This is a genomic window from Micromonospora sp. DT201, assembly GCF_049841575.1.
Taxonomy (GTDB): domain Bacteria; phylum Actinomycetota; class Actinomycetes; order Mycobacteriales; family Micromonosporaceae; genus Micromonospora.
On record NZ_JBNCKP010000028.1, the window covers coordinates 14,256 to 39,152 of the forward strand.

The window sequence follows — 24,897 nt, forward strand, 5'->3', positions numbered from 1 at the left end:
CAAGCTTGTCGACTATTCGCCAGAAATAGTCGCAAAGCGGTATAAACGTAATGACGGCGGTCAACGGATATTATCCGGTTCCATTACCCTCAGCTAAGTGACGTTCAGCCATGGCGACGAGCGATGGCCGGTCCGTGTCCGTAGCGAACATGGCGAGGTCCTGGGCGCCGGGATGGCGTTGGATGATCGCCGCGTCCTGACCTGCGCCCACGTTGTCAGCGCAGGCGGCGAAACGGAGTCACCCCGCACCGAGCCGCCATGGACGGTCTATGTCGACCTCGTCGGCCAGCCGGTCAGCCGGACGGTGCCGGCCCGGGTCGTGCCCGGCTGCTGGTGGCCACCCACGCACGACGGGCAGGACGACATCGCGCTGCTCGAGTTGGAGGGACCCGGGCTGCAGGGCCCGTTCGCGCCGCTGCGCCGCATGCTGCGGACCTGGGACCGCCGCGTCATCATGTACGGCTTCCCGGACACGCTGGAACACGGCGTATTCGTCGAGGCCCGGCTCACCGGTCGGTCCGGGGCGGGACGGGAACGGATCCAAATGGTCTCTGCGACCACCGGTCCCCAGGTCAGCCCCGGCTTTAGCGGCGCGGCGGTGGTCGACGCGGACACCGGGCACGTCGTCGGGATGGTGGTCAGCACGTACCAGGATGGCGACCGCAACCGGGACGTGATCGGCGGCGCCGACCCGGGCAGCGGCCTGTCGTGGATGATCCCGGTCGAGACGATCCTGAGCCGCCTTTCCTGGATGCGCGACCAGGTGCCCGGGGAGTCCTCGGTCGACCCGAGCTTCCGGTCGCCCGAGGACACTCCGGTGGACCCGAGGGTCGCCAGCCAACTCGTGGACTTCTTCGGTCGCCAGCTGCCCGGCAACGTGCTGGTCATCGTCATCAACCACCGTGAATCCGGCATCGCGGCGGCGGTGCGTCAGGCCGCCGTGCTGTCCAGTCGGGAGCTTCGACCACCGAGCGACCCGCACCACAGCGCCGCCGCCCCGCCGATCGGCAGCATCGACCTTGCGGTGGACGCGGCGGCCAGAAGCACGAGGGAGGTGTCCCAGCGGATCGCCGACTGGGCCGGCGGGGCCGCTGCCGCGACCACGGCACTGGGCAACGATCGGGCCATCGAGACGACGCCGCGCTCGATCATCATCAACAACATCGACGAGGCCGCCGAACCCGAGACACTGCTCTCCGAGGTGGTGCTTCCCCTGGTCGACCAGGCTCCCACGCGGGATCTGCGAATGCTGCTGACCTTCCGTGGCGAATCGATCCCGCTGCGCACGACTCTGCTGGCGCGTCGCGTCGCCAGCCTCCAGGCCGCCGAGGAGTCCACCCGCCGGGCGTACCAGAGGGCGGCCGCCGTGGTCGCCGACGTGCCCCGGCCGCAGCCCATGGCGACCGAGCTGCGAATTCAGCTGACCAAGCTGCGGGCCGCGGCCGCCACCACCGACGGCGAGACCCTGGCCGCCCTACTCGCCTCGACCGAGCGGGCCACCGACCGGGCACTGCGCAGGGCTGAATCGGCCCGGCGGGAGATCGCGGCACGGGAGGATCTCTGGTCCGAGCTTCGCGGCCGGCTGGGCGCCTATCTCGCGATGGCCGTGCAACACGGGTTTCCCGAGGATGACGTGCTCGGCAGGTCCTACCGACACGCGCACGACCTGCTCATGGCCGCGCCGTGCGATCTCGCGGCCACCGAGGGGGCGGTACGCCGGTACGCCGAGGCAGTCACTCAGCGAGTTGGCGGCCAGAACGGAGGGGGCAGTTCTTGACACCCTGCAATTGGCCCGGCTGCACCGGCACCGTCGACGAAACCGGATTCTGTGACGTCTGCGGCCTCGCACCACTCCCCGCCGACAGCGCCAAGCCGGCGGCGGCCACGTCCAGGTCGACCACTCGGGACATGTGGACGGTGGCGAGTCTCGTCTCCCTGCCGGTGCTGACCTTCTCGCCCGACGACGCGGCCACCCAACCGCTGCGGGTGCCTGACGAGTTGCGGGTCTGCGCCAGGAACCACCCGGTCGGTCGGAGCCGGGGCGGTCGACCCGGTCGGGACAGGGGGTTCTGCCCCTACTGCCCGACCCCGACGCCGTTCAACTTCCTCCCCGGCCTGCAAACCGACGATCTTGTTGCCGGGCGGTACAAGGTGGTCCGCTGTGTGGCCCGTGGCGGGCAGGGCTGGGTCTACCTCGCCCACGACACCCACAAGGATCTCGTCGACGTCGCGCTGAAGGGTGTGCTGCACGCCGAGGACGAGGCCTCCCTCAAGGCGGCGGTCGAGGAGCGGCAGTTCCTCAACACACTGGACCACCCGAACATCGTCCGGAGCACCGACTTCGCCACCCACGACGACCCGGTGGCAGGCCCGACCGGCTACATCGTCATGGACTACCTCGACGGCATGTCGTTGCACAGATTGCAGGCCGCCGCCAAGGACCCCCGACAGCCGGATGTCTCGCTGCCGATCGACCACATTCTCGCCTACGGTCACGAGATCCTCGCCGCGCTCGACTACCTGCACCGACGCGGACTGCTCTACACCGACATGAAGCCCGACAACGTGATGCGCACCGCCGACCGGATCAAGGTGATCGACCTGGGCGGGGTCCGCAAGGCCGACAGCGGGCCCGAGGGGATCGTCCATTCCGCTGGCTTCTCGGTCAGCAAGACCGAATACCAGACCCGAGGGGCGACCGAGCGCTCCGACCTGTTCGCCCTCGGTCGTACGCTAGCCGAGCTGTACCGGCACCGCACGCCCGGGCCGGACACTCCCGGCGCAGCCCCGGACGCCCTCGGCACGGAGTCGTTCCGCCGGCTCGTCGCCCGGGCGGTCCGTGAGGAGTGGGACCGACGGTTCGCCTCCGCCACCGAGATGTCCGAGCAGCTCCTCGGGGTCTTACGAGAGATCATGGCGGGCCAGCCGGACCGGCGTCAGCCCGAGCCGATCTCGCTCTTCCAACCCTCCGCCCGGCTACTGGACGCGGGCCTCGGGCTGGTCCTGCCACTGCGTACCTGGATCGGTGCGGTCGACAGCACCGTCCTGGACGACGGCCGGCCCGCCTCCGTCGACGTGGCCCTCGGCCTGCCGGTGCCCCGACCCGACCCGGACGACCCGGCTGTCAACGTGCTCCGCACGGTCGACGCGTCGGACGCCCAAGCGCTGCTGGGCGAGCTCGCCATGGTCGAACAGACGTCGGTGGAAATCGAGTTGAGTCGGTTCCGGGCACACCTCGCGTTGGCCGATCTCGACGCGGCAGCCGCGGCGTTGACCACCGCCGAAACGTTGCCCGGCACACAGCCCGACGTCGACTGGCGGATCGCCTGGCATCGCGGGCTGCTCGCGCTTGCCGGCGACCGGATCGACGAGGCGGGGCGACAGTTCGACGTGGTCTACGGCGACATCCCGGGCGAGGTCGCCCCGAAGCTCGCGCTCGGCTACTGCGCCGAGCGAGGCGGCGACGATGCGCAGGCGGCCCGCTACTACGGGGCGGTCTGGCTGCGAGACCCGTTCCAGGCCAGCGCCGCGTTCGGGCTGGCCCGGCTCCGCCTGGCGGCGACCGACCGGGCCGCGGCTGTCGCCGTACTCGACGAGGTTCCGGCCCTCTCCCGGCACCACGACGCGGCCCGGGTCGCCGCGGTGCGGGTGCTGTCGTCCCGGTTGCCCGGCGGCCCACCCACCGCCCGCGACCTCAACCAGGCCGTGCACCGGCTGGCGGCACTGGACCTCGACGGCGAGTCACGCGACCGGCTGACCACGGCGATCCGGGAGATGGCGCTCGACCTGGCCCGTTCCGGAGACGCCGGCGACCTGACCGGCGGCCCGGTCCTGGGTGAGCCCCCGACCGAGCGCGTCATCCGCGAGTTGCTGGAGCGGTCCTACCGGGCCTTGGGCCAGCAGGCGCAACACACCGATCTCCCCGAACCGGTGGCGGTGCGCTCGGGCCGCTCTCGGCTGGTTGGTCGCACCGGCGACGCCGCCCGTCGCGCCGCCCACGACGTGCTCATCGACCGGGCGAACGCCGTCCGACCCCGCACCCGATGGTGACCGAACCGACCCGGAACGGAGCGTGAATCGGTGGACACCGCCATGCAGTTCGGCCTGGAAGTCAACCAGAACAAGTATCTGCGCGTGGGCGGCCAGGAGATGCACGCCGTCCTCTCGGTGACCGGGCAGGGCGCGACGGGGGAGGACGACACGCCGGCCCGGTCGGATCCGGCCCGGCTTGTCGAGGTGCTGGTCATCGACTGTTCCGGGTCGATGGCGGACCCACCGACGAAGATGGCGGCAGCACAGCACGCCGCCGCCGCTGCCATCAACGTGTTACCGGACGGCGTCCGGTTCGCGGTGATCGAGGGGACCGGACAGGCCAGGGTGGTCTACCCGCCGGCGAAGACGCTCGTGACCGCCTCGGCGGCCACCCGGACAGAGGCCAAGGCCGCGGTCGTCCGACTCAGCGCCAGTGGCGGGACGGCGATGGGCAGTTGGCTCGCGGCGGCACGGGACCTGCTTCCGCCGCCGTCGTCGTCGACGATCAATCACGTGCTGCTGCTCACCGACGGCATCAACCAGCACGAGACCGAGGAGGAGTTGGAGCGCATCCTGCGGACCTGCGCCGGTCGGTTCGTCTGCGACCCCCGAGGCATCGGGGAGGGTTGGCACCCGCCGGACCTGCTCCGGATCGCCGCCGCGCTGAACGGCACAGCTGAGGCGGTACGGCGGCCAGCCGATCTGGTGGCCAGTTTCCGGGAGTCCATTCGGGCCGCGTTGACCAAGGTCCTGCCGGACGTGCGGATTCGGCTGCGGACCGTGCCGTACGCGAAGGTGACCTTCTTCAAACAGTCCAGCCCCACCATTCAGGACCTCACCGAGTACGCGGACAGAGTCGACGAGCGGACGTGGGAGGTCGCCACCGGTTCGTGGGGTGCGGAGCGCAGGGAGTTCCATCTCTGCCTGAGTGTCGACGCGCCCGACGACATCCTGGAGCAGGACCGGTTGGCCGCTCGGGTCGACCTCGTGGTCAATGGGGAACTGCGTGCCGCCACCGCAACCGTCCTCGTGAACTGGACCGTCAACATGGCCAAGTCGGCTCGGGTGGATCTCAGCGTGTCCCAGGTGACCGGGCAGGAGGACGTGCGGCAGGCCATCAACGCGGGCTGCGACGCGTACGACCGGGGTGACCGGATCGAGGCACACGCCCAGTGGGCTCAAGCGGTGGCCCTGGCATCGGCGGCGCGGGATGAGGCCGCGCTGGACCAGCTGCGGCACCTGGTGGACATCGAACCCGATGGCCTCGTCCGGCTGAAGGAAGATCTCAGTCAGACCGACATCAAGGTCAGCATGATCGAGTCGAAGCAGAACCCGTTGCACCCACCGATGCCGCGGGGCACGGCAGTCGCGGACCAGATCTGCGGCGCGTGTGGCGAGACGTCACCGCCCGGCGCTGGCCGTTGCGAGAACTGTGGTCGACGGTTCAAGGGCGACACCGCAGCGGAAGTGTTGGTATGACGGCGGCCGCGCATACGCCGCCGCTGGTCAGCACCACCCGGCAGACCCTCGTGCGTCTGCGCGGGTGGCTGCTCGGAGTCACCGCGGTCACCCTGGCCACCAGTCTGGCGATCTTCCTCGGTGTCGCCGGAAATGCCGACGTCGCCGCGGACCGGTCCGTGCCGGCGATCCTCGCCAGTTACGACGCGCAGGACGCGCTGCGCAACGCGCACCTCGCCGCGGTGCGCAATCTCGCCGAGGGTGGCGAGGTCCTCGGCGGCCCCGGGGTGGATTACCAGCGCCAGATCGCCGGCGCCGGTCAGTACCTCACCCTGTTGGCGGAGAACAACGCGGCCGGCGACGAGGGCACCCAGGCCATCCAGACGATCGAGGCGCTGCTGGTCACCTACACCGGGCTCATCGGTCAGGCCGATGCGCGCTACCGGGATGCCGGGCTGCGGGCGCTCGGGGTGGCCGCGCTGCGGGACGCGGCGAGCCTGTTGGACGACATTCTGGACCGGCTCGAGCGTCTGCGGGGCAAGCAACTGCGCGCCCTGGACAACCAGGTGAACAACTTCTGGACCAACAAGCTGACCGCGGCCTTCTGGTTGCTGCCGCTGGTCGGGCTCGGCGTGCTGTTGGTCCGGACGCAGACGTATCTGTCCCGCCGCTTCCGCCGGACGGTGAACGTTCCCCTGCTACTGGCCACGGCCGCGACAGTGGGGATGGTGGCTCTCACCTCGTTGAGCCTCGGTGCGGCGAGCCAGTTGGACCGGGCCCGCGAGGGAGTCGAAGTCGTGCACGGCAGCCGGCAGTGGCAGCTTGAGGACGTGCGCTTTCGCGCCGCCGACGGCCTCGTGGGCGCGGTGCGGGAGCAGTGCAGAACGGCCTGCGCCGACACCATCGCGGATATTGGCGCCCCGTCCCCGTCTGCGAGGCAGAGGGGGACGGTCATCTCCGCCGACGCCGCCATCACCGCCGATGCCGTCGACGCCGCCGACAGCCGCTCCGTCGAACTCGCCCTGCCCCTGCTCGCGCTCGGCATCGCGGTGTTGGTCCTCGCGGGCTTCCGACCCCGCCTGGCGGAATATGGAGAGCGGTCGACATGAGGCAGTGTGGACGGAGGTCCGGAACGGCGCTGGCGATGGTCACGGCGCTGCTGGCTGGGGTCGCGCTGAGCGGATGCTCCGCCGAGCCGGCCGAGGAGCTGACGATCCTCGGCTCCTGGACCAACGAGGAAGAGGCCGAGTTCACGAGGGTTCTGAACGATTTCGAGGCCGCGTCCGGCATTCGGACCCGTTACCAGGGGCACCGGGACGTCAGCCAGGTGCTCCAGGTGGGGATCGAGCGAGGTCGCCCGCCCGACGTCGCGGTCCTGCCCCGCCTCAACGACCTGCAACGGTACGTCAACGCCGGCCAGCTGGCGCCGCTGAAAGGCGCCCTCACGACCGACCCGGGTGCCGCCCCGCAGCTGATCAGGCTTGCCCGCAAGGTCGGGCCGGACGGCAACCCGGTCGGCGCCGAACTCGCCTACGCGGTCTCGATGGCCACCCACCTCAAGAGCGTGGTCTGGTACGACCCGGCAGAGCTGGCCAAGTTCGGCCGGAATCCGCCACGGACCTGGGACGAGCTGGTCAGCCAGACCCAGCGCATCGCCGATGGCCGGCAGGTGCCCTGGTGCCTCGGCATGAGTTCCCCGCCGGTCTCCGGCTGGCCGGGCACCGACTGGATCGAGGACATCCTGTTGCACCAGTCCGGCCAGGTCGCCTACGAGCAATGGACCAGCGGCGTCCTGCCCTGGACCTCGCAACCGGTCAGGGACGCCTGGCAGACTTGGGGTGCCCTGCTGCGGGCCTCGTCGGGGGAGACGGCCCGAGCCAGCCTCTACACCACCTTCCAGGTGGCGGGGACGGGCCTGTTTCCGCGCGAGGAGGCGGCAGATCCGTACGCCCCGAGGGGGTGTCACCTGGACCACCAGGGTTCCTTCGTGATCCGGGACTACCGGCGGCACCTGGCCACACTGCCCAGCCCGACGAGTACCGCGTCGCCTGCCCCGTCGTTCACCTTCTTCCCGACACCGCCGCCGGCCGGAAAGACGGGCAATGCGTCGCTACAGGAGGTGTCCGACGACGTCGCGGCCATGTTCCGCGACACCGAGCCGGCCCGCAAGCTGATGAGTTACCTCGCCTCCGAGCGGGCACAGGCGGCCCGGCGTGCCCAAACCCAGGACGTGGCCTTCAGCCGCCGGACGACAGCGCCCGATTACCAGGACGGGGTCACGAGGGCGGTCGCGGCGCGGCTACGCACCGGAACCCTGTGCTGGGACGGGTCGGATCTGCTGCCGGCGGCGATGGCAACGGCGTTCGAGCGGGCGGTCCTGGTCTACCTGGAAGCACCGGAGCGCCTGGACAGTCTGCTGGCCGAACTCGAAGTGGTCAGAGGGAAGTTGTCGAAGGCCGAGTGGATGGATCTCCAGTGCGTGCCGACCGCGTGAGAGGGCAGTGAACGATGACGGAGTTGCGCAGATTCGACCTCGACGGTGGCGGGTCGGTCGTGGTCGAGGTCGACGGTAGGGCCGGCGTGGCGCCGGCCGGCAACGCCGGCAAGGTGGTCCGTGAGGCGCGGGCGACGTTCGACCGGGCGCTCTCCGAGGTGCGCGACGCTGCCTCCGCCGCGCTCGGCCAGTTCCAGTCGATGGCCCACCGCCCCGACGAGGTCGAGATCACCTTCGGGGTGCAGTTGACCGCGGAGACCGGCGCGGTGATCGCCCGCACCGGTGTCCAAGGCCAGCTGACGGTAACGGTGCGCTGGCAGCGCCCACCCCACCCCCACCCCGACCCCTCTGCTCCGTCGTGATCAAGAGGTTTGCGTCACGGAGCACGGCGTGGCGTGACGCAAACCTCTTGATCACCGCGAAGGGGTGGGGTGGGGTGGGGTTAGGCGCCTGGGCGGGGGAAGGCTACTGGGCTGCGTAGGTTGTTGTGGCCTACCGCGCGGATGCCGAAGAAGACGTTGTCCTTGGACAGGTCGATGCTGACCTCGGTGACGTCACCGACCGGGATCACCCGCTGCCACTCGGCGGCCGTGGTCTCCCGCCACACCACCTCGTAGCCGGCCAGGCCCGGCTCGTCGCCGCGCTGCCAGCGCAGGGTGGTGTTGTTGGTCAGGTCGGTGGTCACGATGATGGCGCCCTTGGGGGTGCCCGGTGCCTGGGCCAGCGACCAGAGCGCCGCGCCGTTGACCCGGGCCACCCGAGCGATGTACGCGAAGTCGCAGAACTCCGGCAGGTCACCGAACTGGTGGCCGTCCTGCATCCGGACGTCCTGGTGCTGGTGGGCGAAGTCCTCGTTCGGCTCGGTGAACCGTGCCGCGGGCCAGCCCTCACGAAGGAACGAGATGTGGTCGCTACCGCGCAGGTAGCGATCCCGCCGGTAGATCACCCGCACCGCCATCCCGGTGGCGTCGTTTTCCGCCACGTCTCGGACGAACCGGGCGAGTTGCCGCGACGGCGAGTCGTTCTCGCCGCCGACGGACTGCCGGGTGGTGGCCTCCGCCGGGGTCTCCGCCGTGGGCACCCCCTCCGCGAAGAGTCGCACGGCGTGCGGGTCGCGGGTGCCGTCGTCGGCGGTGCTGCTGCCCACGATGTCGTCGCTGAACATGCCCTGCACGTCCACGCCGGCCCCCTTGAGTTGCTGGGCGAGGTACGTCGAGCCGTACAGGCCCTGCTCTTCGGCGGCGACCGCGGCGAACACAACGGTTGCCGCGGTGGGCCGGGTGGCCATCAGCCGGGCCAACTCCAGCACCACGGCCACCCCGGAGGCATCGTCGTCGGCGCCCGGCGAGTCGCTCACGGCGTCCATCACGTCGGTGACCCGGGAGTCGTAGTGCCCGGTCACCACGTAGGTGCGGTTCGGCGAGGTCTGGCCGCGCAGGGTCGCCACCACGTTGGTTATCCGCGTGGCGGTGGGGATCCGCGACGCGGGCTGCTGGACGTACGACTGGAGTTCGACTGTCATCCGGCCGGCGGAGGTCGCCGCGTACTCCTGGAGGCGGGCGTAGATCCAGTCCCGGGCGGCGCCGATGCCCCGCTGGGGGTCGTCCTGGCTGGAGAGGGTGTGCCGGGTGCCGAATGCGGCCAGCCGCCGCACGATTGCCTCGATCCGGCGTGGGTCGACCTGGCGGAGCAGCTCGCGCAGCTCACGGTCGGGCCGCTGCGCGCGGGCCGGACCCCCGGGGCCGGCGGGGAGCGCGTCGGCGGCGGCCGGCGCGGCGAGCGCGGGCACCGCAACTGTGGCGGCGGTCGCGGCGGTGGCGACCGCCGACGCGGACAGGAAGGTGCGGCGGGTGGGCCTCGTGGGCCGCGAGCCGGTGTCGTCTGATCCCATCCCGGCATCCTGCCCATCGGCGATGGCGCTTGTCTATATCGTTGTCCGCGAATGTCCTGCGGGTTGCACCCCGACCGGCTGTTGCACGTTTGTGCTGGGCTTGGGCGGGAAACGGGCCGCAATGACGAAACCTCGTGTGGTAATCGTGGGGGCCGGGTTCGCTGGTTACCACGCGGCGAAGACGTTGAGCCGGATCGCCCGGGACCGGGCCGAGATCGTGGTGCTGAACTCCACCGACTATTTCCTCTACCTTCCGTTGCTGCCGGAGGTGGCGGCCGGCGTGGTCGAGCCGAAACGGCTCGCCGTGCCGCTGACCGGGACGCTCAAGGGCGTACGGGTGGTGATCGGCGAGGCGGACCACGTCGACCTGCAGAACCGCTGGGTCGGCTTCACCCAGGCGGAGGGGGACAAGAACCGGCTGGCGTACGACCGGCTGGTTCTCGCCGTGGGCAGCGTCAACAAGCTGTTGCCGATCCCGGGAGTGACCGAGTACGCGCACGGCTTCCGCGGCCTGCCCGAGGCCGTCTACCTGCATGACCACATCGTCCGTCAGATCGAGCTGGCCGAGCAGGCCGAGGACCCGGCCGAGCAGCAGGCCCGCGCCACGTTCGTGGTGGTCGGGGCGGGCTACACCGGCACCGAGGTCGCCGCGCACGGGCAGTTGTTCACCGACGCGCTGCACGCCCAGCGCCCCCGACTCACCGTCCGCCCCCGCTGGATGCTGCTCGACGTCGCGAAGCGGGTGCTGCCCGAGATGGACGAGCGGATGTCGAACACGTCGCAGAAGGTGCTCAACCGGCGTGGGGTGGACGTCCGGATGGGCACGTCGGTGGCTGAGGCGACCTGCGACGGGGTGAAGCTCACCGACGGTGAGTTCGTGCCGACCTGCACCCTGGTGTGGTGTGTGGGTGTGCGCCCCGACCCGTTCGTCAACGAGTTGGGTCTGCGGACCGACCGGGGCCGGCTGGTGGTCGACGAGTTCCTCAACGTCCCCGGCTACCCGGAGGTGTACGCCTGCGGAGACGCCGCCGCGGTGCCCGACCTGGTGAACCCGGGAAAGATTTGCGGGATGACTGCCCAGCACGCGCAGCGGCAGGGCAAACAGGTGGCGCACAACATCGCCGCGTCGTACGGCTTCGGCAAACGCAAGCCGTACAAGCACCACGACCTCGGTTGGGTTGTCGACCTGGGCGGTAAGGACGCGGCGGCGAACCCGTTGCAGATCAACCTGGGCGGGTTGCCGGCCAAGGCGGTGACCCGGGCGTACCACCTGCTGGCGATGCCCGGAAACCGCACCCGTGTCGGGGCCGACTGGGTGCTCGACGCCGCGCTGACCCGGTCGGCGGCCCAGTTGGGGCTGGTCCCGGCGAACGCGGTCCCGCTGGAGAGCACCTCACCCGAGGTCACGACCCGATCCAGCTGAGCACGCAGCACCCCCTACGCCCCTCCGGCCGGTGTCGGCGGGGTGGGCCGAAGCCGGCGCGGGCCGTACTCGCGCAGCAGGGCCTGGACGATGCCGGCGGCGGGAATGGCCAGCAGCGCGCCGAGCAGGCCGGCCAACTCCGCCGCGAGCAGCACGCTGACCAGCACGGTCAGCGGGTTGAGCCGGACCGCGCGGGACAGGATGAACGGCTGGAGCAGGTGGTTTTCCGCCTGCTGGTAGACCACGAAGAAGACCAGCACCACCACCCCGGCGGTGGGGGAGTGCAGGAAACCGGCCCCGGCCGCGATCACCGCGCCGAGCGTCGCACCGACCAGCGGTATCAGGTCGGCCACCGCCACCAGCAGGGCGATCACCGCGGCGAACGGCACCCCGGTGAGAGCCAGCACCGCGAACGTCAACGCACCGCAGATCACGCTGATCAGCAGGTTGCCGGTGAGGTAGCCGGTGATGGTGCGCGACACCTCCCGGCCTACCCGCCGCAGCCGTTCGCCCTGGCCGTCCCCGGCCGCGGCGAGCACGCGGCGGGTGATCCGCGGTGCTTCCAAGACCATGAGGTACGCGAGCACGATGACAGTCACCAGCCCGGCGACCGTCTCGACGACGCCGCGCAGCACGCCGACCGCGGGTTGGCGTAGTCGCGTGCCGAGATCGCGTAGCTGGTCTGAGTGCTCGCTGACGTAGCGTCGCGCGCCGGTGCGTTCCAGCAACTGCCCCAGCGGGCCCCGGCCGGCGCGGGCGTCGTGCAACAGCCCAGGTGCCCGGTCGGCGAACCGGCCCAGCTCCCCGAACAGCGGCACCAGGATGAGCGCGGCCAGGGCCGCCAGCAGCACGAACGCGGCGAGGAACACCAGGAGCGTGGCCAACGCCCGCCGCCGCACGAAACGGCGTTGCAGCCGGTCGACGAGGGGCTTGAGTGCGACGGCGAAGAACGCGGCGACCACGGCCCAGACCAGCACCCGGCGGGTCGCGTACACGAAGGCGAGCGCGAACGCGGTCGCCAGCACCAGACCGATCACGATCAGGGTCCGGCGGGCGGTCACCCGATCGTCGGCGTTGCTCATCTGCCGCGCCTTCCCCGCCCTCGCCGTCGAAAACCCGGCATTGCGGACGGAACGCCAATCAGCGACGCCCGGTATCGTCGGCGTCGGTGACGGGGTGCGCGCCGGCGACGAACGTGTCGAGCGCTGCGGCGTGCAGCAGACCGCCGGGCACCGGGTCGCGCAGGGCGGCCACCGCCAGCCGACCGACCGGCAGCCCGCCGGGTCGGGACGTCGCGGCCAGCACCAGGTTGCCGTAACGCCGACCACGCAGCATCCGCCGGTCGCCGAGCACGCACACGTCGGCGAAGACCGCCCGCAACGTGGCCACCTGCACCCGGGTGCCCACCAGTGGCGGCAGGTCCGTGACGTTGACCAGGTACAACCCGTCGGGGCGAAGGGTGCGGGCGACCTCGGCGACGAACTCGACGGTGCGTACGTGCTGGGGCATCCGAGCCGCCCGGTAGATGTCGGCGATCACCAGGTCGTATCGACCGGCCGGCGTGGCGGCGAGCGCGTCCCGGGCGTCGGCGACCTCCACCTGCACCTCCGGCGGCAGCGGTGGCAACTCCCGGGCGACCAGCTCGACCACCGCCGGGTCCCGCTCGACGACCTGCTGCGGGGAGCCGGGCCGGGTCGCGGCCAGCCAGCGCGGCAGCGTCAACGCGCCGCCACCCAGGTGCAGGACGTTCAGCGGGGCGCCCGCCGGGGCCGCCAACTCCACCGCCGAGGCGATCCGCCGGACGTACTCGAAGTGCAGGTGCCGAGGATCCTCGACATCCACGTACGACTGCTCGACACCGGCGGACAGCAGTGTCCGCCCGGTCCGGCGGGCCGGGTCGGCGACCAGCTCCAGCCGGTCGGCGGCACGGTTCATGACCGGCACGCTAGCCGAACCCGCGATCCACGCCCCCCGGGGCCCGGCACGGCCGGCGGACCGGCGGGGCGGGGTTGCCCCGCGCCCGCCGGCCCGCTCGTGTCGCTGTGGTTGGTCAGCCGCCGGCCATCCCGGCACCCATCTCATCGATCGCGTCGTCGATCTGGCGGGCGAGGTCCACGTCGAGCGCGGTCACCCCGTCGGCCTGGGTGGTCCGGACGGTCAACACGGCGGCGGTGTCACCTGGACGTCCGATGCTCGGGCCGCGGCCGGTGTCCTGTCGCATCCGGTCCAGCCGGTCGAGCACCCGGTCCAGGTTGTCCGACGGCAGCGCGACCACCCGGTAGAGGCCCTGGCTGTCGCCGGACCAGTACGGCAGGTCGTCCAGGGCCGCGCTGAGTTCGTTCGGTTCCAGAGTGGGTGTGGTGGTGGAGGCACCCACGAGGCCACCGCCGGCCTCCGGCGGGTTCAGCAGGTCACGCAGCCCGTCGGGTACGTGCAGCGACTCGACCAGGTCGCCGTCCTGCTCGGCGAGCGCGGCGAAAGTCGCCTCGGCCTGGTATCGGGCCTGCTCCGGGGTGTTGCCGCTGATCCGGCCCACCTCGGCCAGGAAACCGGCCAGGTCACGGTGTCGCTCGACGCCGTCGACGGGCAGCACGTCATGCAGTGAGGCCGGCACCGCCGTGAGCAGTCGTTGCCGCTCGGCCGCGTCCAGTGCGAAGGCGAGGACCAGCACGGTCGCCTCGGTGCCCACCTTGGCCGTCTTGAAGTCGACCCCGGCCCGACGACGGACTTCGTCGACCAGGTCGTGGTAGCCCATGCTGTTCACACCAGCCGCGCCACTCGGCGGGGACGGCGGCTGAGGCCGTGGATTGTCGGCGCTGCCGACCGGCGGCGGTGCCGGCCCGCCACGCGTACTGTCCGACTTGTGCGGTCCGGCCGCCGGTGGGCCGGCTCGCTTGCCCCCCTCAAGGCTCGTGAGCTGCTTGGAGGCGCTCAGGCTGGCGCCGATCTCGCTGGGTTGGCGACCCTGGTCGCGGGCCTGCCGGGCCAGAGCCCGACGCCGCTGGTTGTCGCCCTCCATCTGCTTGCGCATGTGACGCCCCTTCCGCTGGGGATCGTGGCTGCGTCCGTCGCCTTCCCGCCGTCGCGGGAGCCGAAACGGACGCCGTCGGCTGGGTCGGCCCGGTGTCGGTGGCGCTTCATCCGGCAGGGGTGAGGAGCGCTCACCCGCTCAGGGCGCACGATCGGGTCAGGACCGAGGTTCTTCCGAGGTACGCGGAAGGAAGGTCGTCATGAAGCAGATCGTCGAGATCGTTCCCGCCCGAGCCGGTTGGTACGCCCGCTGGCAGCTCGCACCGGAGGTCACCAGGTGTTACCCGGTGAGTCTGTGGGCGCTGCTGGAGGAGGCCGACGGGACTGGCCGTGAAGTCATCGGCATGGACTGCATCGGTCAATGGCCCGGCGCGGACGACAACGAGGCGGGTGGGCAGTTCGTCCGCTACCTGTACCAGACGCCCGATTCGGGGGAGCCCGAGGACGTCGACTCGACCCCGACCGGCGAGCTGCGCGAAGACGGGCCTCGGCTTCAGCCGATGACGGCACCCTAGGCATTCCTCCGGCCCCCGACCCCAGGTCCCAGGGTCGGGGGCCATCCCCGTCTTTGCGGATCCCGGCGGTCGTCGCCACACCACGAATAGATCAGCGCGCAGCTTCGGTACGCAAGGGGTAGGCGACGCCGGTCGCCGCTTCGGACATCGCCCACAGGCGCCGTCGTGTGGCCGGGTCGCAGGCACGTTCCGGGGCCGGGTGCGGCTTCGGGGCGCCCTTGAACTGGCCGGGACCGCCCGGTCCGTAGTACTCGCCGCCGGCGGCTTGCGGGTCGGTGGCCGCCCGTAGTACGGACAGTGCACCGGCCTGAGCAGGCTGGGTAAACAGCCACCCGATCGTCGCGTTGGCCACGCGGAAGCCTGGCGATGCGTCACGAAACAGGCTGGTGCGCGCTCCGCCCGGATGGGCCGCGAGGCTGATCGTCGATGAGTCGGACGCGGCGAGTCGATGCTGCAGCTCGAACGCGAACAGCAAATTCGCGAGTTTCGAGGCGTTGTAGGCCGTGGTTGGCCGGTACCCGTCGAGGTTCCTGAGGTCGAGGTCCGTGACGGACCCTGCGGCGGCCGCCTTGCTGCTGACCGTGACGATCCGCCCGGCCGGTGATCGCTCGAGCAGGTCGAGGAGGAGACCGGTCAGCGCGAAGTGGCCGAGGTGGTTGACGCCCATCTGAGACTCGAAGCCGTCCTCGGTGCGCTGTGCCGGCTGCCACCACAGACCGGCGTTGTTGATCAGGATGTCGAGTCGCTCGAAGCGCTGGTGGAGGTCGCTGGCCGCTTGCCGCACGGTTTGAAGGTTGGCGAGGTCGAGTGCGAGGACGCTGCCGCTGCCGGGTAACGCACGCACGGCGTCCGCACCGCGTGCCGCGTGGCGAGCGCCGATCACCACGTGGGCTCCTCGTGCGCTCAATGCCATTGCCATTTCCCGGCCGATGCCGGCGGTAGCTCCGGTCACCAGCGCGGTGGTGCCGTCGAGCCGGGGTATGTCGCGCGCACTCCACATGGCGTCTCCTATAATCGGAACGGTCGCCCCGTTTTTGACTATACGGAACGGTCGCCCCGCTTGTCGACAGGCCGGAGGATCCCCATGCGTGCCGACGCTCGCCGCAATCGCCAGAGCGTCCTGGATGCCGCCTACGAGATCCTGGCCACCGAGGGCCTGGGCGTGCCCATCGACGAGATCGCCCGCCGCGCAGGCGTCGGCGCCGGCACCGTGTATCGGCACTTTCCGACCAAGGAGTCGCTCATCGAGGCCGTGGTGCTCGACCGCCTCCACGCCCTGACCGACAAGGCTCGTTCCGGAATTGATTTCGCCGAGTTCTTCACCGTCATGGTGGAGGCCGGCCTCACCAATCGCGCCATCGCGGACGTTCTGGCCGGCGGCGGATACCAGATACCCGCTGACGCTGACGCTGCCCTCCACGCCGCCTTCGCGGAACTCCTGCAAGAGGCGCAGCAACGCGGAACCATCCGCCCGGACGTCACGCCCGACGACATTCAAGCCCTCGTGATCGGCTGCGTCGCGACCGCGCGGCACCGCGGCGCCACCGCCCTCGTTCAGGTCGTCGTCGCCGGCCTACGCGCCTGATGCGCGGAGTCCCTCGGTGCCGCTTCGGCTCACCCGGAGTGCCAAGATCGAGTGCACGATCCCGGACCCGCGTCCCTGCTCAGCCGATGGCGCGCAGGTCGTCGGCGGCATACTCCACGGCCAGCAATTCGGTCAGACCCGTGCGATCCAGCATCCGCTGCAGGTGTCGGCCGACCCCGGTCAGCCGGATCGCCCCGGCGGCGCGGTGCACCACCAGCAGGGCGCTGAGCCCGGAGGAGTCGCAGAGGGTCACGCCGGTCAGGTCGATCAGCACCTGCTCGTCGCCGCGCAGGTCGGCCGCCGCGGCGACCAGGTCGGGCGCGGTGTCGTAGTCGAGCTCGCCAGCCAGCCGTAGTCGGACCTGCCCGGCATCGAGCCGGGTTGCCTCGATGGTCAACAACTGGTCGGACATCCCCCCATGTTGCCAGTCGGACGTGTAGCCGCAACTTGGGGGCGACGGCGCGTACGGAGGGTGGTCTCCCGGCGCCACCGCCAGCGGCGTGGAGATGCCGCTGTCCTGGTACGCGCGTAGGGTGGGCTGGAGAGTTTTGACCGTAGACGCCGGTTCCGGCACGGGTTCGGGTGAACGACAAGGAGTGAGGCTCAGCTGGTGACTGCTTCCGACGTCAGGGACTGGGACCCGGGCGATGGACGGCACTCGACGCCGAGCACGACACGGCCTCCGGCGTGGTCCGCCGACCTCCCGCCCCACCCCACCGCCGCCCTGCCGCCGCTGACCTCCGACCGGGGTTCTGCCGCACCCGACCTGTTCGAGGTCGTCGAGCACTTCCGTGAGGGCCTGGTGGTCTGTGACGCCACCGGCGTCGTCCGGCACGTCAGCCCGGTGGCCGAGCGGTTACTGCCCGGCGTGACGCCCGGCGAGCTGCTCAGCGCGGCCGGTGTGCCCGGCCTGAGCGACGGCAACGCCGGCGGCTTCAGCTATCGCGGCCGGCGGCTCACCGCCCGCCAGGTGCCCCTCTCCGGTGCCCGCTGCTGCTGGTACGTCGAGGACGTCACCGACAACGTCGGCCGCGCCGACGCGCTGCTCGCCGAACGGGCACGCTCGGCCTTTCTGGCCGTGGTCGGTGACAAGCTGGGCAACCCTCTGCACCCCGACCGGGCCGCCGCCGCAGTCGTCCGACTCGCCGTACCGACCCTGGCCGAGGTGGCCGTGCTGGTCCTCGCCCCGCGCGCCGGTCGGGCCCGTTGGTGGCGGGCCTCGCGCGCCGACGACGAAACGCCGATGGTGGACAGCGGCGCGCTGGCCGCCGCCGAGCTGCCCGCCGTCGTCGCCGACGGGCTGACCGGGATCGAACCGCACGCGGTGGACTGGTTGGTCGAGCAGGCGATCGACGCCGGTCTGCTGCCCGGCCTCGCCGACAGTGGCAGCGCCGCCCGGGTCGTCCCGCTGCCCGGCCGTGACGCTCCGGTCGGTGTGCTGCTGGTCGCCCGCCGCGCCACCGGCTGGTACGACGAGGCCGACGTGGAGCTGATCCGCGCGTTCGCGGCCCGCGCCGGAGCGGCGTTGACCACCGCCCTGCTCTACCGCGACCAGGCGGAGGTCGCCGACACCCTCCAGGCCAGCCTGTTGCCGGTCGAGCCGGCCGAAGCCGCAGGCGTGCAGTGGGGGACCGCGTACCGGCCGGCGCAGGCGGGACTGCGCATCGGAGGCGACTTCTACGGCTCGCACCGGCTCGCCGACGGGGGTTCGGTGTTCTTCCTCGGCGACGTGTCGGGCAAGGGCGTCGAGGCCGCCGTCCTGACCGGCCAGTTACGTCAGTGCCTGCAGGCGTTGCACCGGTTGGAGTCGCACCCCGGACGGTTGCTGCGGCTGCTCAACGACGCGTTGCTGGAGACGACCCAGGCGCACGGCCAGGGCCGCTTCGCCACGATCGTGCTCGGCGTGGCCCGCGCACAGCGCGACGGGGGCCTCACCCTCACCCTGGCCGGCGGCGGGCACCTGCCGCCGCTGGTGCTGCGCGCCTCCGGCGAGGTGGAGTCGGTGCCGCTGCGGGGCATGCTGATCGGGGTGGTGCCCGACCCCCGCGTCGGCGAGGTGACCGTGCGGCTGGCACCCGGCGAGACCTGCCTGCTCTACAGCGACGGGGTGACCGAGGCCCGAGGTGGCCGTCGCGGCGACGAGCAGTTCGGCACAGAACGGCTGGTCACCGCGTTGAGCGGCTGCCAACGGATGCCGGCGCCGGCCCTGGCCGAGCGGGTCGAGCAGATCACCTGCGACTGGTTGGAGCACGGCGACCACGACGACATCGCGGTGCTGGCGCTGCGGGCGACCGGCCCGAGCGGGCGCGAGTCGCGGCACCTGCACTCGGTGCCCACGCCGACCGGCCCCGACCAGCAGGAGGAGACCGACGCGTGAGCACCGCTACGGCCGCCGCCGACCCGACCGACGCCTACGTCGGCTATCTGGACTGCCTCGCCGACGCCGACGAGTACGCCGCGATCGACCTGGCGACCGGCCTGCTCGACGCGGGCGTGCCGGCGGAGCGGGTGCTGCTCGACCTGGTCGCGCCCGCCCAGGCCGAGGTGGGCGAGCGGTGGGCGCGCAACGAGTGGAGCGTCGCCCAGGAGCACGCGGCCACCCACATCAGTGAGCAGGTGGTAGCGGCGGTGGCCGCGCATGCCAACCCGCGCCCCACCGGCGGGCGGGTCGTGGTCGCCTGCATGGACGGCGAGTGGCACGCGCTGCCGCCCCGGCTGGTGGCCGAGGTGCTGCGGTTGCGCGGCTGGCAGGTGACCTTCCTGGGCGCCAGCGTGCCCGCGGCACACCTCGTGTCGTACCTGCACCGCTACGACGCGCACGCGGTCGCGTTGGCGTGCGCGCTGCCGATGCGGCTGCCGTACGCCCACCGGATGATCGAGGCGTGCCGCCGCTCGGACGTGCCGGTGGTGGTCGGTGGGCGCGGGTTCGGGGTGGATGGTCGGTGGGCGGCTCGGCTCGGTGTGGCGTGGGCGCCCGACGCGCCCTCGGCGGCTGAGCTGATCGCCGACGAGCGGGCGCTGCGCGGGGTGCCGCCGGCGCGGCTCGCCCACCTGGCCGACGACGAGTACGCGAGCCTGGTGCGGCGTCGCGGCGAGCTGATCGACACCGCCCTGGCGGACGTGCTCGAGCGGGTGCCGGCGGCGCGGGCCTACACCGCGACGCAGCTCGACTCGACCGTGAGCGATCTGGGTCACATGGTGGACTTCCTGGCCGCGGCGGTCTACGTCGACGACGCCTCGCTGTTCACCGAGTTCGTCGAGTGGCTGTCGGGGATTCTGCTGAGTCGGGGGGTGCCCGCCGGGGCCGTCGCTCAGTCCCTGGAGCATTTTTCTGTCGCGCTGCGTGACTTCCCCCGGGCGGGGCGTGTGCTGGCCCTGGGGTGCGCCGCGCTGCCCCCCGCCGGCCCCTGAGCGCCCACCCGCCGGCCCCGTTGTCGATCACCGCGCCCTTCGGTTCCCGGAGCGCCCCTGCGTATACTTGCCGCACTGCAAACGTCCCACCCGTGGGTGGAGCGAGGGGGAGAACGGTGACGTTCAGCGTCAACTACGTCGAGCGCGACGGTGGTGGCGCCTGCCTGCGTCTCGCGGGCGAGCTGGACCTGAGCACCGCCCCCGAGCTGAGCGCCGCGATCGACCGCCTCATCGCCGCCGGCGAGACCCGGGTGCTGCTCGACCTCACCGACCTGACGTTCTGCGACTCCACCGGGATGGCCGTGTTCGTCCGGGGGGATAATCAGGCGGCGGCCGACGGAGGCTGGCTCCGGCTCGCCGGTGCCAATGGCCGCGTCGAGCGGGTGTTGCGGGTGACGGGCCTTGCCGAGATGTTGCGCTACGAACCCGAGTCGGTCGACCCCGCGTCCCGCAGCGCCTCGTGATGGGCTAGATTTCCCCGCCAACGCGGTGACCGTCCGGTCCCGTCCCCGCCGACCCGAGGCAGGTAGTGATGGGCGAAGACCGCCCCCAGCCGGTACGCATCCTGGTGGTCGACGACGACCCGGGCGACGTGCTCATGATCGAGGAGGCGTTGGCGGACTCCGACGTCGACAAGGTCATTGACGTGGTCAGTGACGGCGAGGAGGCGATGGAGTTCCTCCGCGCCGAGGGCCGCCACGTTCAGGCCCGCCGGCCGGACGTCATCCTGCTCGACCTGAACATGCCGCGAATGGACGGTCGGCAGGTGCTCGGCGCGGTGAAGCAGGACGAGGATCTGCGGACCATCCCGATCGTCGTGCTGACCACGTCCAACGCCGACACCGACATCGTCGGCAGTTACACGCTGCAAGCCAATGCGTACGTCACCAAGCCGATCGACCTGGACGACTTCAACGACGTGGTCCGCCGCATCGACGAGTTCTTCGGCCGGGTGGTCGTGCTGCCCAAGCGCGTCTGACGCGAGCCCCGCGCGCGCATGCTGAACATTTTTCCCGAACCCCCTCGGTGGCGGCGGACGCGGCCGAGGATCCAGGTGGGGAAGTAACAGCAGCTGCCTGGGGGGCGACAGTATGAGGTTCTCCGTCGTTGAGACCGGTTACGACCAGCGGCAGGTGGATTCCTGCCTGGACGAGTTGGGGATCCGGTTGTCCCGACTCGCTGCGCGGGCGGAGGGCGCCGCGGGAGCTACCCGCGAGTGGGACGAGATCCGCGAGGAGGCGGCTTGGCTCAGTGGGCTCCTGCAACGGCTGGACCTCGGCGACACGGCCGGCACCCGGCACCCTGGCGACACGGCCGGCACCCGGCACCCTGGCGACGCGGCCGTCGCGCGGCACTCTGGCGACGCGGCCGTTCGGCGTGAGGCTGCCGAGATCCTGGCTCAGGCCCGTCTCGAACTGAACGAGGCCCGCGAGGAGGCACGGCAGGTGCGGGAGCAGGCGTACGCGGAAGCCGTGCAGGCTCGGCGCGACTTCGAGGCGGCGCTCTACGTGCGGCGGCGGCGTGAGGCGCGGGTGGACGAGATCCTCAGCCAGGTGACTGTGGATCAGGTGCCCGCCGACACCCCGACTGCGGCTGCCGGCGTACCGGGCAGCAGGGTGGGAGTCGGCGGACTGGACGCGGGCGCGGAGCCGCCGCCTGGACGTCGCTGACGTGCCGCGGGCGGCTGGCGTGAGCGTCCCGCTCAGGTGGTGAGCGCCGCTACGACGGTGGTCGCCCGATTCTCGTGCTGGGCGTACGCGTCGGGGTAGGCGGAGATCTGCACGGCCTGGGCGGCCGCGGTGACGCTCATGTCCTGCCAGCCCGGGATCTCGTTGAGCGCGCTGTAGAAGGCCCGTGCGGCGTACGACGGGCGCATCAGCTGGGCCACCGTCCCCCAGCCGCTGCTGGGTCGCTGCTGGAACAACCCGACCGAGTCGTGGTCGGAGCCGCTGCCCTGGTTCGTGTACTCGAACGACTCCGGGAGGACCGCGCTGGCCAGGTTGTAGAGGTTGCTCTCCTGCATGGCGGTGGACAGTGCCACCACCAGGGCGCGGCGTGGCATCTTCATCTCCAGGCCGACATCCACGATGATCTTCGCGTTGTCCATCTGGGCCTGGTCGAGGCCGGCGACCGGTCGGGGCCGGCGTGGCTTGACCGGCTTCTTGGGTGCCTTGGGCGCGGCGGTGTGGGCGGGCGTGGGCGTGGCCGTGGGGCTGGGCAGGATCCGTGCGGGGGCGGCGTCGCGGTCCAGTGACCGGGAGGCGCGCTCATCGGCGATGGCGGCACGGTCGGCCACCGCCTCGGCGAGCGGCTGCTCCACGGTGCGGGGCGTGTCGTCGTTGCCGCGGGTGGTGGCGACCGCGACGAGGCTGAGGCAACAGGTGACACCGGTGGCCAGGGCTACCCGGATCGGGGTCGAGCCCAGCAGGGGGCGCCGGGGCGGTTCGGGGGCGCGGTGACGCCCGATCGTCCGTTCGGTTGATGTGGCGCCGCCCGAATGGGTGGTCGGGCGCGCGTTGGTCAGCTTCTGGTCGGCGGGATCGTCGGGGTGCACTCGCCGAGGTTAGAGAGCTGACCGGTCGATGCCATCGGCTCGCGCGGTGGCATGCGCCACAATTTGCCCCGATCGTGGTGACATTGAGGGGCAAAAGTGGCGTGAGCCTGACCAACTTCGCGGAACCGTCCCGACCGTTATTCCCGATTCGCCGGGCGAATGCGGTCGCCGGGCCGCGCTCCGAACCGACCTTCGGTCGATGTGCGGGGGTCGGCCATTCGGTCAGGGGTTACTTCCATCAAACGGCCGACTGCACGTCACCCACCCGCTCCACTCACCCCGCCGGTGACTGATGTCGAGGCAGATCAACTCCATATCGGCGACATCGCGCTATCCCCGGACATGGATACCGCCACATCGGCGATGTTGAGTTGATCTAGCGCCGGGCGGGCGGGCGGATGGTGGCTGCGCCGGGTGGGCTGGGCGGCTCGCGCCGGGTGGGCTGGGCGGCTCGCGCCGGGTGGGCTGGGCGGCTCGCGCCGGGCGGGCTGGGGCTCAGTGTCGGCCGTTCTCCGCCGTCGTGACGGTCAGGCGGTGTCGGCTGGTGTCGCCGCTGGAGAACGGCCACAGCCGATCGGCGAACTCGACCAGGTTGGCTAGCTGATCTCGGCTCAGCCCGGCTGAGGAGATCTCCGCGTGCACGTCGGCCCGGTACCGGCCGTCGTTGTCGCGCCCCAGCTTCGCCTCGGCCCGTACCTGGACCGTGTGCGCTTCGTCGGTGATCTCCCCGGCCACCTCCACCGCCGCGTGATGCAGGCAGGAGGCGAAGGCCGCGGCCAGCAACTGTTCCGGGGTCAACCCGGTGCAGTGCGGCGCCAGCGGTGAAGCCAGCGCGGTGGAGAGCCCGCCATCGTCGGTGCGTACGTGACCGCCTTCGGCGGTCGCTGTGGCCTCACGCAGCCAGGAACTCGGATCCGGCATCGCGTTTCTCCCGTCGCTCACCGGGTCGGCTACCCGGCCGCCGGCTGGCGAAACGCCGTGGACCGGCGAAACGCCGCCACCCCGCGAAACGCCGCCGCCCGGTGGAACGCCGTGGACCGGACTGTCAGCGCCCGGCGGCGCGGTTCGGCTCGTCGAGCACCGCGACCGCCTCGGTCGCCTCCGCGGCGGCCTGCTCGGTCCACGGCGACACCGTGGCCGGCCGGCGGCTCGTCGGGATCATCATCGGCACATATACCCGGGCGTCCACGGCCTCGGCCAGCACCAGCGCCGCGACCATGCTGGTCGGGCGCTGCTCAGGATCGTCGGCGAGGCAGGAGTGGCACAGCTCGGCCACCTCCGACGGCAGCCCGTCGATCTCGGGCAGCGGTTCCGGTGGCTGACGGCGGCGTACGCCGAGCAGTTCGTTGGTGGTGGCCGCGCGGTACGGCAGACGGGCGGTGAGGCAGTAGTAGAGCAGCACCCCGAGGGCGTACATGTCGGCGGCGGGGGTGGCCGGTGCCCGTTGCAGCTGCTCGGGCGCCAGGTATGCCGGGGTGCCCAGCACCATCCCGGTCGGCGTCGGGTCCGATGCCCCGGCGGGGATGGCGATGCCGAAGTCGAGCACCTTCACGCCCGACGGGGTGAGCATGACGTTTGCGGGCTTGACGTCACGGTGCACGATGCCCTCGGCGTGTGCGGCGGCCAGCGCGGCGGCGACCTCCGCGCAGACCCGCACCGAGATCCGCCAGTCCAGCGGCCCGGCACGCAGGTGGGCGGCGAGCGTCTCACCTTCGGCCAGTTCCATCACGATGTACGGCACGGGGCGGCCCAGCCAGGTCGAGGAGGTGCCGAAGTCGTGCACGCTCGCGACGTTCGGGTGCACCAGGCGGGCTGCCGAGCGGGCTTCCGCGCGGATCCGGTCCTCCGGGCCGTCCTGATCGTCGGGACCGGGGAGGATGAGTTTTACCGCGACCGGCCGGTCCAGCACCTGGTCGTGTGCCCGCCACACCTCGGACATCCCGCCAACGCCGATGCGCTGCTCGAGCTGATACCGCCCGTCCAGTGTGCGCATCGACCACTCCTCGCCCTCGCCCCGCTGACCGCGGGTGCTCCGGTCGCGGTACCCGAGCGCCGAGCTGGGCAAACCGGCAGCGCACCGGCCCGGCGCACCTCGCTGCGCCACGCCGACGGGTGCGGTAGCTTGCGAGCCAGAGCCGGCGTCACCGATTGTGCCGGCACCGTCACTCCAGGGGGCGCCGCGATGGGCGAGGTCACCGTACGCTTCGTTGGCGGGCCCGCGGACGGCCTGGTCCGGATGCTGCCGGCCAGCTCCGACGGCACCCCACCACAACGTTGGATCATGCGGCACCCGGACGGCACCGGGCCGGTGCAGCCCGGCCCCGACCACCTCTACGAACGCGACCGGCCCGACGACGCGGGCGGCTGGAGCATGCGGTTCGTGCGCACCGACGCGTACGGCGTGTCCGAGTGACCACGAGGCTGGGCTGACCCGTGGGACGTCGGGCCGGCCGCACAGCTGGCACACAGCTCCCGCAGAGGCGCGGTCCAGGCGTCACAGCCAC

The 24,897-nt window shown here is 71.5% G+C and carries 24 protein-coding genes; 15 read left to right on the top strand and 9 right to left on the bottom strand.

The window, feature by feature from the left end; translation table 11 throughout:
* Window positions 1-97 precede the first annotated feature (97 nt).
* From ACLQ28_RS30770 to ACLQ28_RS30795, 6 genes are read left to right on the top strand one after another with little or no spacing between them, the layout of a single operon-like run.
* Window positions 98-1,777 carry a S1 family peptidase gene (locus ACLQ28_RS30770; RefSeq protein WP_425689766.1) on the top strand — a complete coding sequence of 560 codons (1,680 nt, stop codon included), beginning with the start codon at window positions 98-100 and terminating at the stop codon, window positions 1,775-1,777.
* Window positions 1,774-4,050: a tetratricopeptide repeat protein gene (locus ACLQ28_RS30775; RefSeq protein WP_425689767.1), complete on the top strand. Its 2,277-nt coding sequence runs from the start codon at window positions 1,774-1,776 to the stop codon at window positions 4,048-4,050. The genes ACLQ28_RS30770 and ACLQ28_RS30775 overlap by 4 nt, the downstream gene beginning before the upstream one ends.
* 30 nt (window positions 4,051-4,080) lie before the next feature.
* Window positions 4,081-5,511 carry a vWA domain-containing protein gene (locus tag ACLQ28_RS30780; RefSeq protein ID WP_425689768.1) on the top strand — a complete coding sequence of 477 codons (1,431 nt, stop codon included), beginning with the start codon at window positions 4,081-4,083 and terminating at the stop codon, window positions 5,509-5,511.
* Complete coding sequence (locus tag ACLQ28_RS30785; protein ID WP_425689769.1) at window positions 5,508-6,599, top strand: hypothetical protein; 1,092 nt, start codon at window positions 5,508-5,510, stop codon at window positions 6,597-6,599. Before ACLQ28_RS30780 ends, ACLQ28_RS30785 begins: the two co-directional genes overlap by 4 nt.
* A gap of 35 nt (window positions 6,600-6,634) precedes the next feature.
* A complete protein-coding gene (locus ACLQ28_RS30790; protein ID WP_425689770.1) occupies window positions 6,635-7,984 on the top strand; it encodes an ABC transporter substrate-binding protein in 1,350 nt (449 codons plus the stop codon).
* A 14-nt stretch (window positions 7,985-7,998) separates the two neighbouring features.
* On the top strand, window positions 7,999-8,346 hold the full coding sequence (locus ACLQ28_RS30795; protein ID WP_425689771.1) for a CU044_2847 family protein: 348 nt from the start codon (window positions 7,999-8,001) through the stop codon (window positions 8,344-8,346).
* 80 nt (window positions 8,347-8,426) lie between these two features.
* Here the strand turns inward: ACLQ28_RS30795 and ACLQ28_RS30800 are convergent, their stop codons facing one another.
* The gene (locus ACLQ28_RS30800) at window positions 8,427-9,875 is read right to left on the bottom strand and encodes a M20/M25/M40 family metallo-hydrolase (RefSeq protein ID WP_425689772.1); all 1,449 of its coding nucleotides are present in this window, start codon (window positions 9,873-9,875) and stop codon (window positions 8,427-8,429) included.
* Window positions 9,876-9,996: 121 nt separating this feature from the next.
* Between ACLQ28_RS30800 and ACLQ28_RS30805 the strand changes: the two genes are divergently transcribed.
* Window positions 9,997-11,298, top strand: coding sequence for an NAD(P)/FAD-dependent oxidoreductase (locus ACLQ28_RS30805; RefSeq protein ID WP_425689773.1), 1,302 nt, complete (start codon window positions 9,997-9,999; stop codon window positions 11,296-11,298).
* Between the two features lie 14 nt (window positions 11,299-11,312).
* Here the strand turns inward: ACLQ28_RS30805 and ACLQ28_RS30810 are convergent, their stop codons facing one another.
* The 3 genes from ACLQ28_RS30810 to ACLQ28_RS30820 form a co-directional block, all read right to left on the bottom strand.
* On the bottom strand, window positions 11,313-12,380 hold the full coding sequence (locus ACLQ28_RS30810) for an AI-2E family transporter (RefSeq protein ID WP_425689774.1): 1,068 nt from the start codon (window positions 12,378-12,380) through the stop codon (window positions 11,313-11,315).
* A gap of 58 nt (window positions 12,381-12,438) precedes the next feature.
* A complete protein-coding gene (locus tag ACLQ28_RS30815) occupies window positions 12,439-13,233 on the bottom strand; it encodes a spermidine synthase (RefSeq protein WP_425689775.1) in 795 nt (264 codons plus the stop codon).
* 115 nt (window positions 13,234-13,348) lie between these two features.
* Entirely contained in the window at window positions 13,349-14,329 is a 981-nt protein-coding gene (locus ACLQ28_RS30820) for a DUF2267 domain-containing protein (protein WP_425689776.1), read from the bottom strand.
* A gap of 199 nt (window positions 14,330-14,528) precedes the next feature.
* Between ACLQ28_RS30820 and ACLQ28_RS30825 the strand changes: the two genes are divergently transcribed.
* Entirely contained in the window at window positions 14,529-14,843 is a 315-nt protein-coding gene (locus tag ACLQ28_RS30825; RefSeq protein WP_425689777.1) for a hypothetical protein, read from the top strand.
* 91 nt (window positions 14,844-14,934) lie between these two features.
* Here ACLQ28_RS30825 and ACLQ28_RS30830 read toward each other — a convergent pair whose 3' ends face one another.
* Window positions 14,935-15,843 (bottom strand): oxidoreductase, encoded by a 909-nt coding sequence (locus tag ACLQ28_RS30830; RefSeq protein ID WP_425689778.1) that lies wholly within the window; start codon window positions 15,841-15,843, stop codon window positions 14,935-14,937.
* A gap of 84 nt (window positions 15,844-15,927) precedes the next feature.
* Here ACLQ28_RS30830 and ACLQ28_RS30835 point away from each other — a divergent pair, with 84 nt between their 5' ends.
* On the top strand, window positions 15,928-16,428 hold the full coding sequence (locus ACLQ28_RS30835; protein WP_363718712.1) for a TetR/AcrR family transcriptional regulator: 501 nt from the start codon (window positions 15,928-15,930) through the stop codon (window positions 16,426-16,428).
* A gap of 79 nt (window positions 16,429-16,507) precedes the next feature.
* On the opposite strand, the gene ACLQ28_RS30840 is transcribed toward ACLQ28_RS30835, so the two are convergent.
* Window positions 16,508-16,840: an STAS domain-containing protein gene (locus ACLQ28_RS30840; RefSeq protein ID WP_425689779.1), complete on the bottom strand. Its 333-nt coding sequence runs from the start codon at window positions 16,838-16,840 to the stop codon at window positions 16,508-16,510.
* Between the two features lie 198 nt (window positions 16,841-17,038).
* On the opposite strand from ACLQ28_RS30840, the gene ACLQ28_RS30845 reads away from it, so the two are divergent.
* The 5 genes from ACLQ28_RS30845 (at window position 17,039) to ACLQ28_RS30865 (ending at window position 21,509) form a co-directional block, all read left to right on the top strand.
* Window positions 17,039-18,805, top strand: coding sequence for a PP2C family protein-serine/threonine phosphatase (locus ACLQ28_RS30845; protein WP_425689780.1), 1,767 nt, complete (start codon window positions 17,039-17,041; stop codon window positions 18,803-18,805).
* Window positions 18,802-19,839: a cobalamin B12-binding domain-containing protein gene (locus tag ACLQ28_RS30850; RefSeq protein WP_425689781.1), complete on the top strand. Its 1,038-nt coding sequence runs from the start codon at window positions 18,802-18,804 to the stop codon at window positions 19,837-19,839. Before ACLQ28_RS30845 ends, ACLQ28_RS30850 begins: the two co-directional genes overlap by 4 nt.
* Before the next feature lie 116 nt (window positions 19,840-19,955).
* The gene (locus ACLQ28_RS30855) at window positions 19,956-20,303 is read left to right on the top strand and encodes an STAS domain-containing protein (RefSeq protein WP_425689782.1); all 348 of its coding nucleotides are present in this window, start codon (window positions 19,956-19,958) and stop codon (window positions 20,301-20,303) included.
* Between the two features lie 68 nt (window positions 20,304-20,371).
* Entirely contained in the window at window positions 20,372-20,818 is a 447-nt protein-coding gene (locus ACLQ28_RS30860) for a response regulator (RefSeq protein ID WP_425689783.1), read from the top strand.
* Between the two features lie 112 nt (window positions 20,819-20,930).
* Complete coding sequence (locus ACLQ28_RS30865; protein WP_425689784.1) at window positions 20,931-21,509, top strand: ATPase; 579 nt, start codon at window positions 20,931-20,933, stop codon at window positions 21,507-21,509.
* Window positions 21,510-21,541: 32 nt separating this feature from the next.
* On the opposite strand, the gene ACLQ28_RS30870 is transcribed toward ACLQ28_RS30865, so the two are convergent.
* The 3 genes from ACLQ28_RS30870 to ACLQ28_RS30880 all read right to left on the bottom strand — a co-directional run bounded on the left by ACLQ28_RS30870 (window position 21,542) and on the right by ACLQ28_RS30880 (window position 24,386).
* The gene (locus ACLQ28_RS30870) at window positions 21,542-22,393 is read right to left on the bottom strand and encodes a hypothetical protein (RefSeq protein WP_425689785.1); all 852 of its coding nucleotides are present in this window, start codon (window positions 22,391-22,393) and stop codon (window positions 21,542-21,544) included.
* A gap of 495 nt (window positions 22,394-22,888) precedes the next feature.
* A complete protein-coding gene (locus tag ACLQ28_RS30875) occupies window positions 22,889-23,314 on the bottom strand; it encodes an OsmC family protein (RefSeq protein ID WP_425689786.1) in 426 nt (141 codons plus the stop codon).
* Between the two features lie 124 nt (window positions 23,315-23,438).
* Window positions 23,439-24,386, bottom strand: a complete 948-nt coding sequence (locus tag ACLQ28_RS30880) for a serine/threonine-protein kinase (RefSeq protein ID WP_425689787.1) — start codon at window positions 24,384-24,386, stop codon at window positions 23,439-23,441.
* A 189-nt stretch (window positions 24,387-24,575) separates the two neighbouring features.
* On the opposite strand from ACLQ28_RS30880, the gene ACLQ28_RS30885 reads away from it, so the two are divergent.
* Window positions 24,576-24,806: a hypothetical protein gene (locus tag ACLQ28_RS30885; protein WP_425689788.1), complete on the top strand. Its 231-nt coding sequence runs from the start codon at window positions 24,576-24,578 to the stop codon at window positions 24,804-24,806.
* Window positions 24,807-24,897 lie beyond the last annotated feature (91 nt).

Excerpts from the sequence above, each read along its gene's own strand:
- ACLQ28_RS30805 (WP_425689773.1), top strand. The coding sequence starts at position 9,997 with ATGACGAAACCTCGTGTGGTAATCGTGGGGGCCGGGTTCGCTGGTTAC.
- ACLQ28_RS30785 (WP_425689769.1), top strand. The coding sequence starts at position 5,508 with ATGACGGCGGCCGCGCATACGCCGCCGCTGGTCAGCACCACCCGGCAG.
- ACLQ28_RS30875 (WP_425689786.1), bottom strand. The coding sequence starts at position 23,314 with ATGCCGGATCCGAGTTCCTGGCTGCGTGAGGCCACAGCGACCGCCGAA.
- ACLQ28_RS30835 (WP_363718712.1), top strand. The coding sequence starts at position 15,928 with ATGCGTGCCGACGCTCGCCGCAATCGCCAGAGCGTCCTGGATGCCGCC.
- ACLQ28_RS30830 (WP_425689778.1), bottom strand. The coding sequence starts at position 15,843 with ATGTGGAGTGCGCGCGACATACCCCGGCTCGACGGCACCACCGCGCTG.
- ACLQ28_RS30795 (WP_425689771.1), top strand. The coding sequence starts at position 7,999 with ATGACGGAGTTGCGCAGATTCGACCTCGACGGTGGCGGGTCGGTCGTG.
- ACLQ28_RS30790 (WP_425689770.1), top strand. The coding sequence starts at position 6,635 with ATGGTCACGGCGCTGCTGGCTGGGGTCGCGCTGAGCGGATGCTCCGCC.
- ACLQ28_RS30810 (WP_425689774.1), bottom strand. The coding sequence starts at position 12,380 with ATGAGCAACGCCGACGATCGGGTGACCGCCCGCCGGACCCTGATCGTG.
- ACLQ28_RS30860 (WP_425689783.1), top strand. The coding sequence starts at position 20,372 with ATGGGCGAAGACCGCCCCCAGCCGGTACGCATCCTGGTGGTCGACGAC.
- ACLQ28_RS30885 (WP_425689788.1), top strand. The coding sequence starts at position 24,576 with ATGGGCGAGGTCACCGTACGCTTCGTTGGCGGGCCCGCGGACGGCCTG.
- ACLQ28_RS30800 (WP_425689772.1), bottom strand. The coding sequence starts at position 9,875 with ATGGGATCAGACGACACCGGCTCGCGGCCCACGAGGCCCACCCGCCGC.
- ACLQ28_RS30815 (WP_425689775.1), bottom strand. The coding sequence starts at position 13,233 with ATGAACCGTGCCGCCGACCGGCTGGAGCTGGTCGCCGACCCGGCCCGC.
- ACLQ28_RS30880 (WP_425689787.1), bottom strand. The coding sequence starts at position 24,386 with ATGCGCACACTGGACGGGCGGTATCAGCTCGAGCAGCGCATCGGCGTT.
- ACLQ28_RS30820 (WP_425689776.1), bottom strand. The coding sequence starts at position 14,329 with ATGCGCAAGCAGATGGAGGGCGACAACCAGCGGCGTCGGGCTCTGGCC.
- ACLQ28_RS30825 (WP_425689777.1), top strand. The coding sequence starts at position 14,529 with ATGAAGCAGATCGTCGAGATCGTTCCCGCCCGAGCCGGTTGGTACGCC.
- ACLQ28_RS30840 (WP_425689779.1), bottom strand. The coding sequence starts at position 16,840 with ATGTCCGACCAGTTGTTGACCATCGAGGCAACCCGGCTCGATGCCGGG.
- ACLQ28_RS30865 (WP_425689784.1), top strand. The coding sequence starts at position 20,931 with ATGAGGTTCTCCGTCGTTGAGACCGGTTACGACCAGCGGCAGGTGGAT.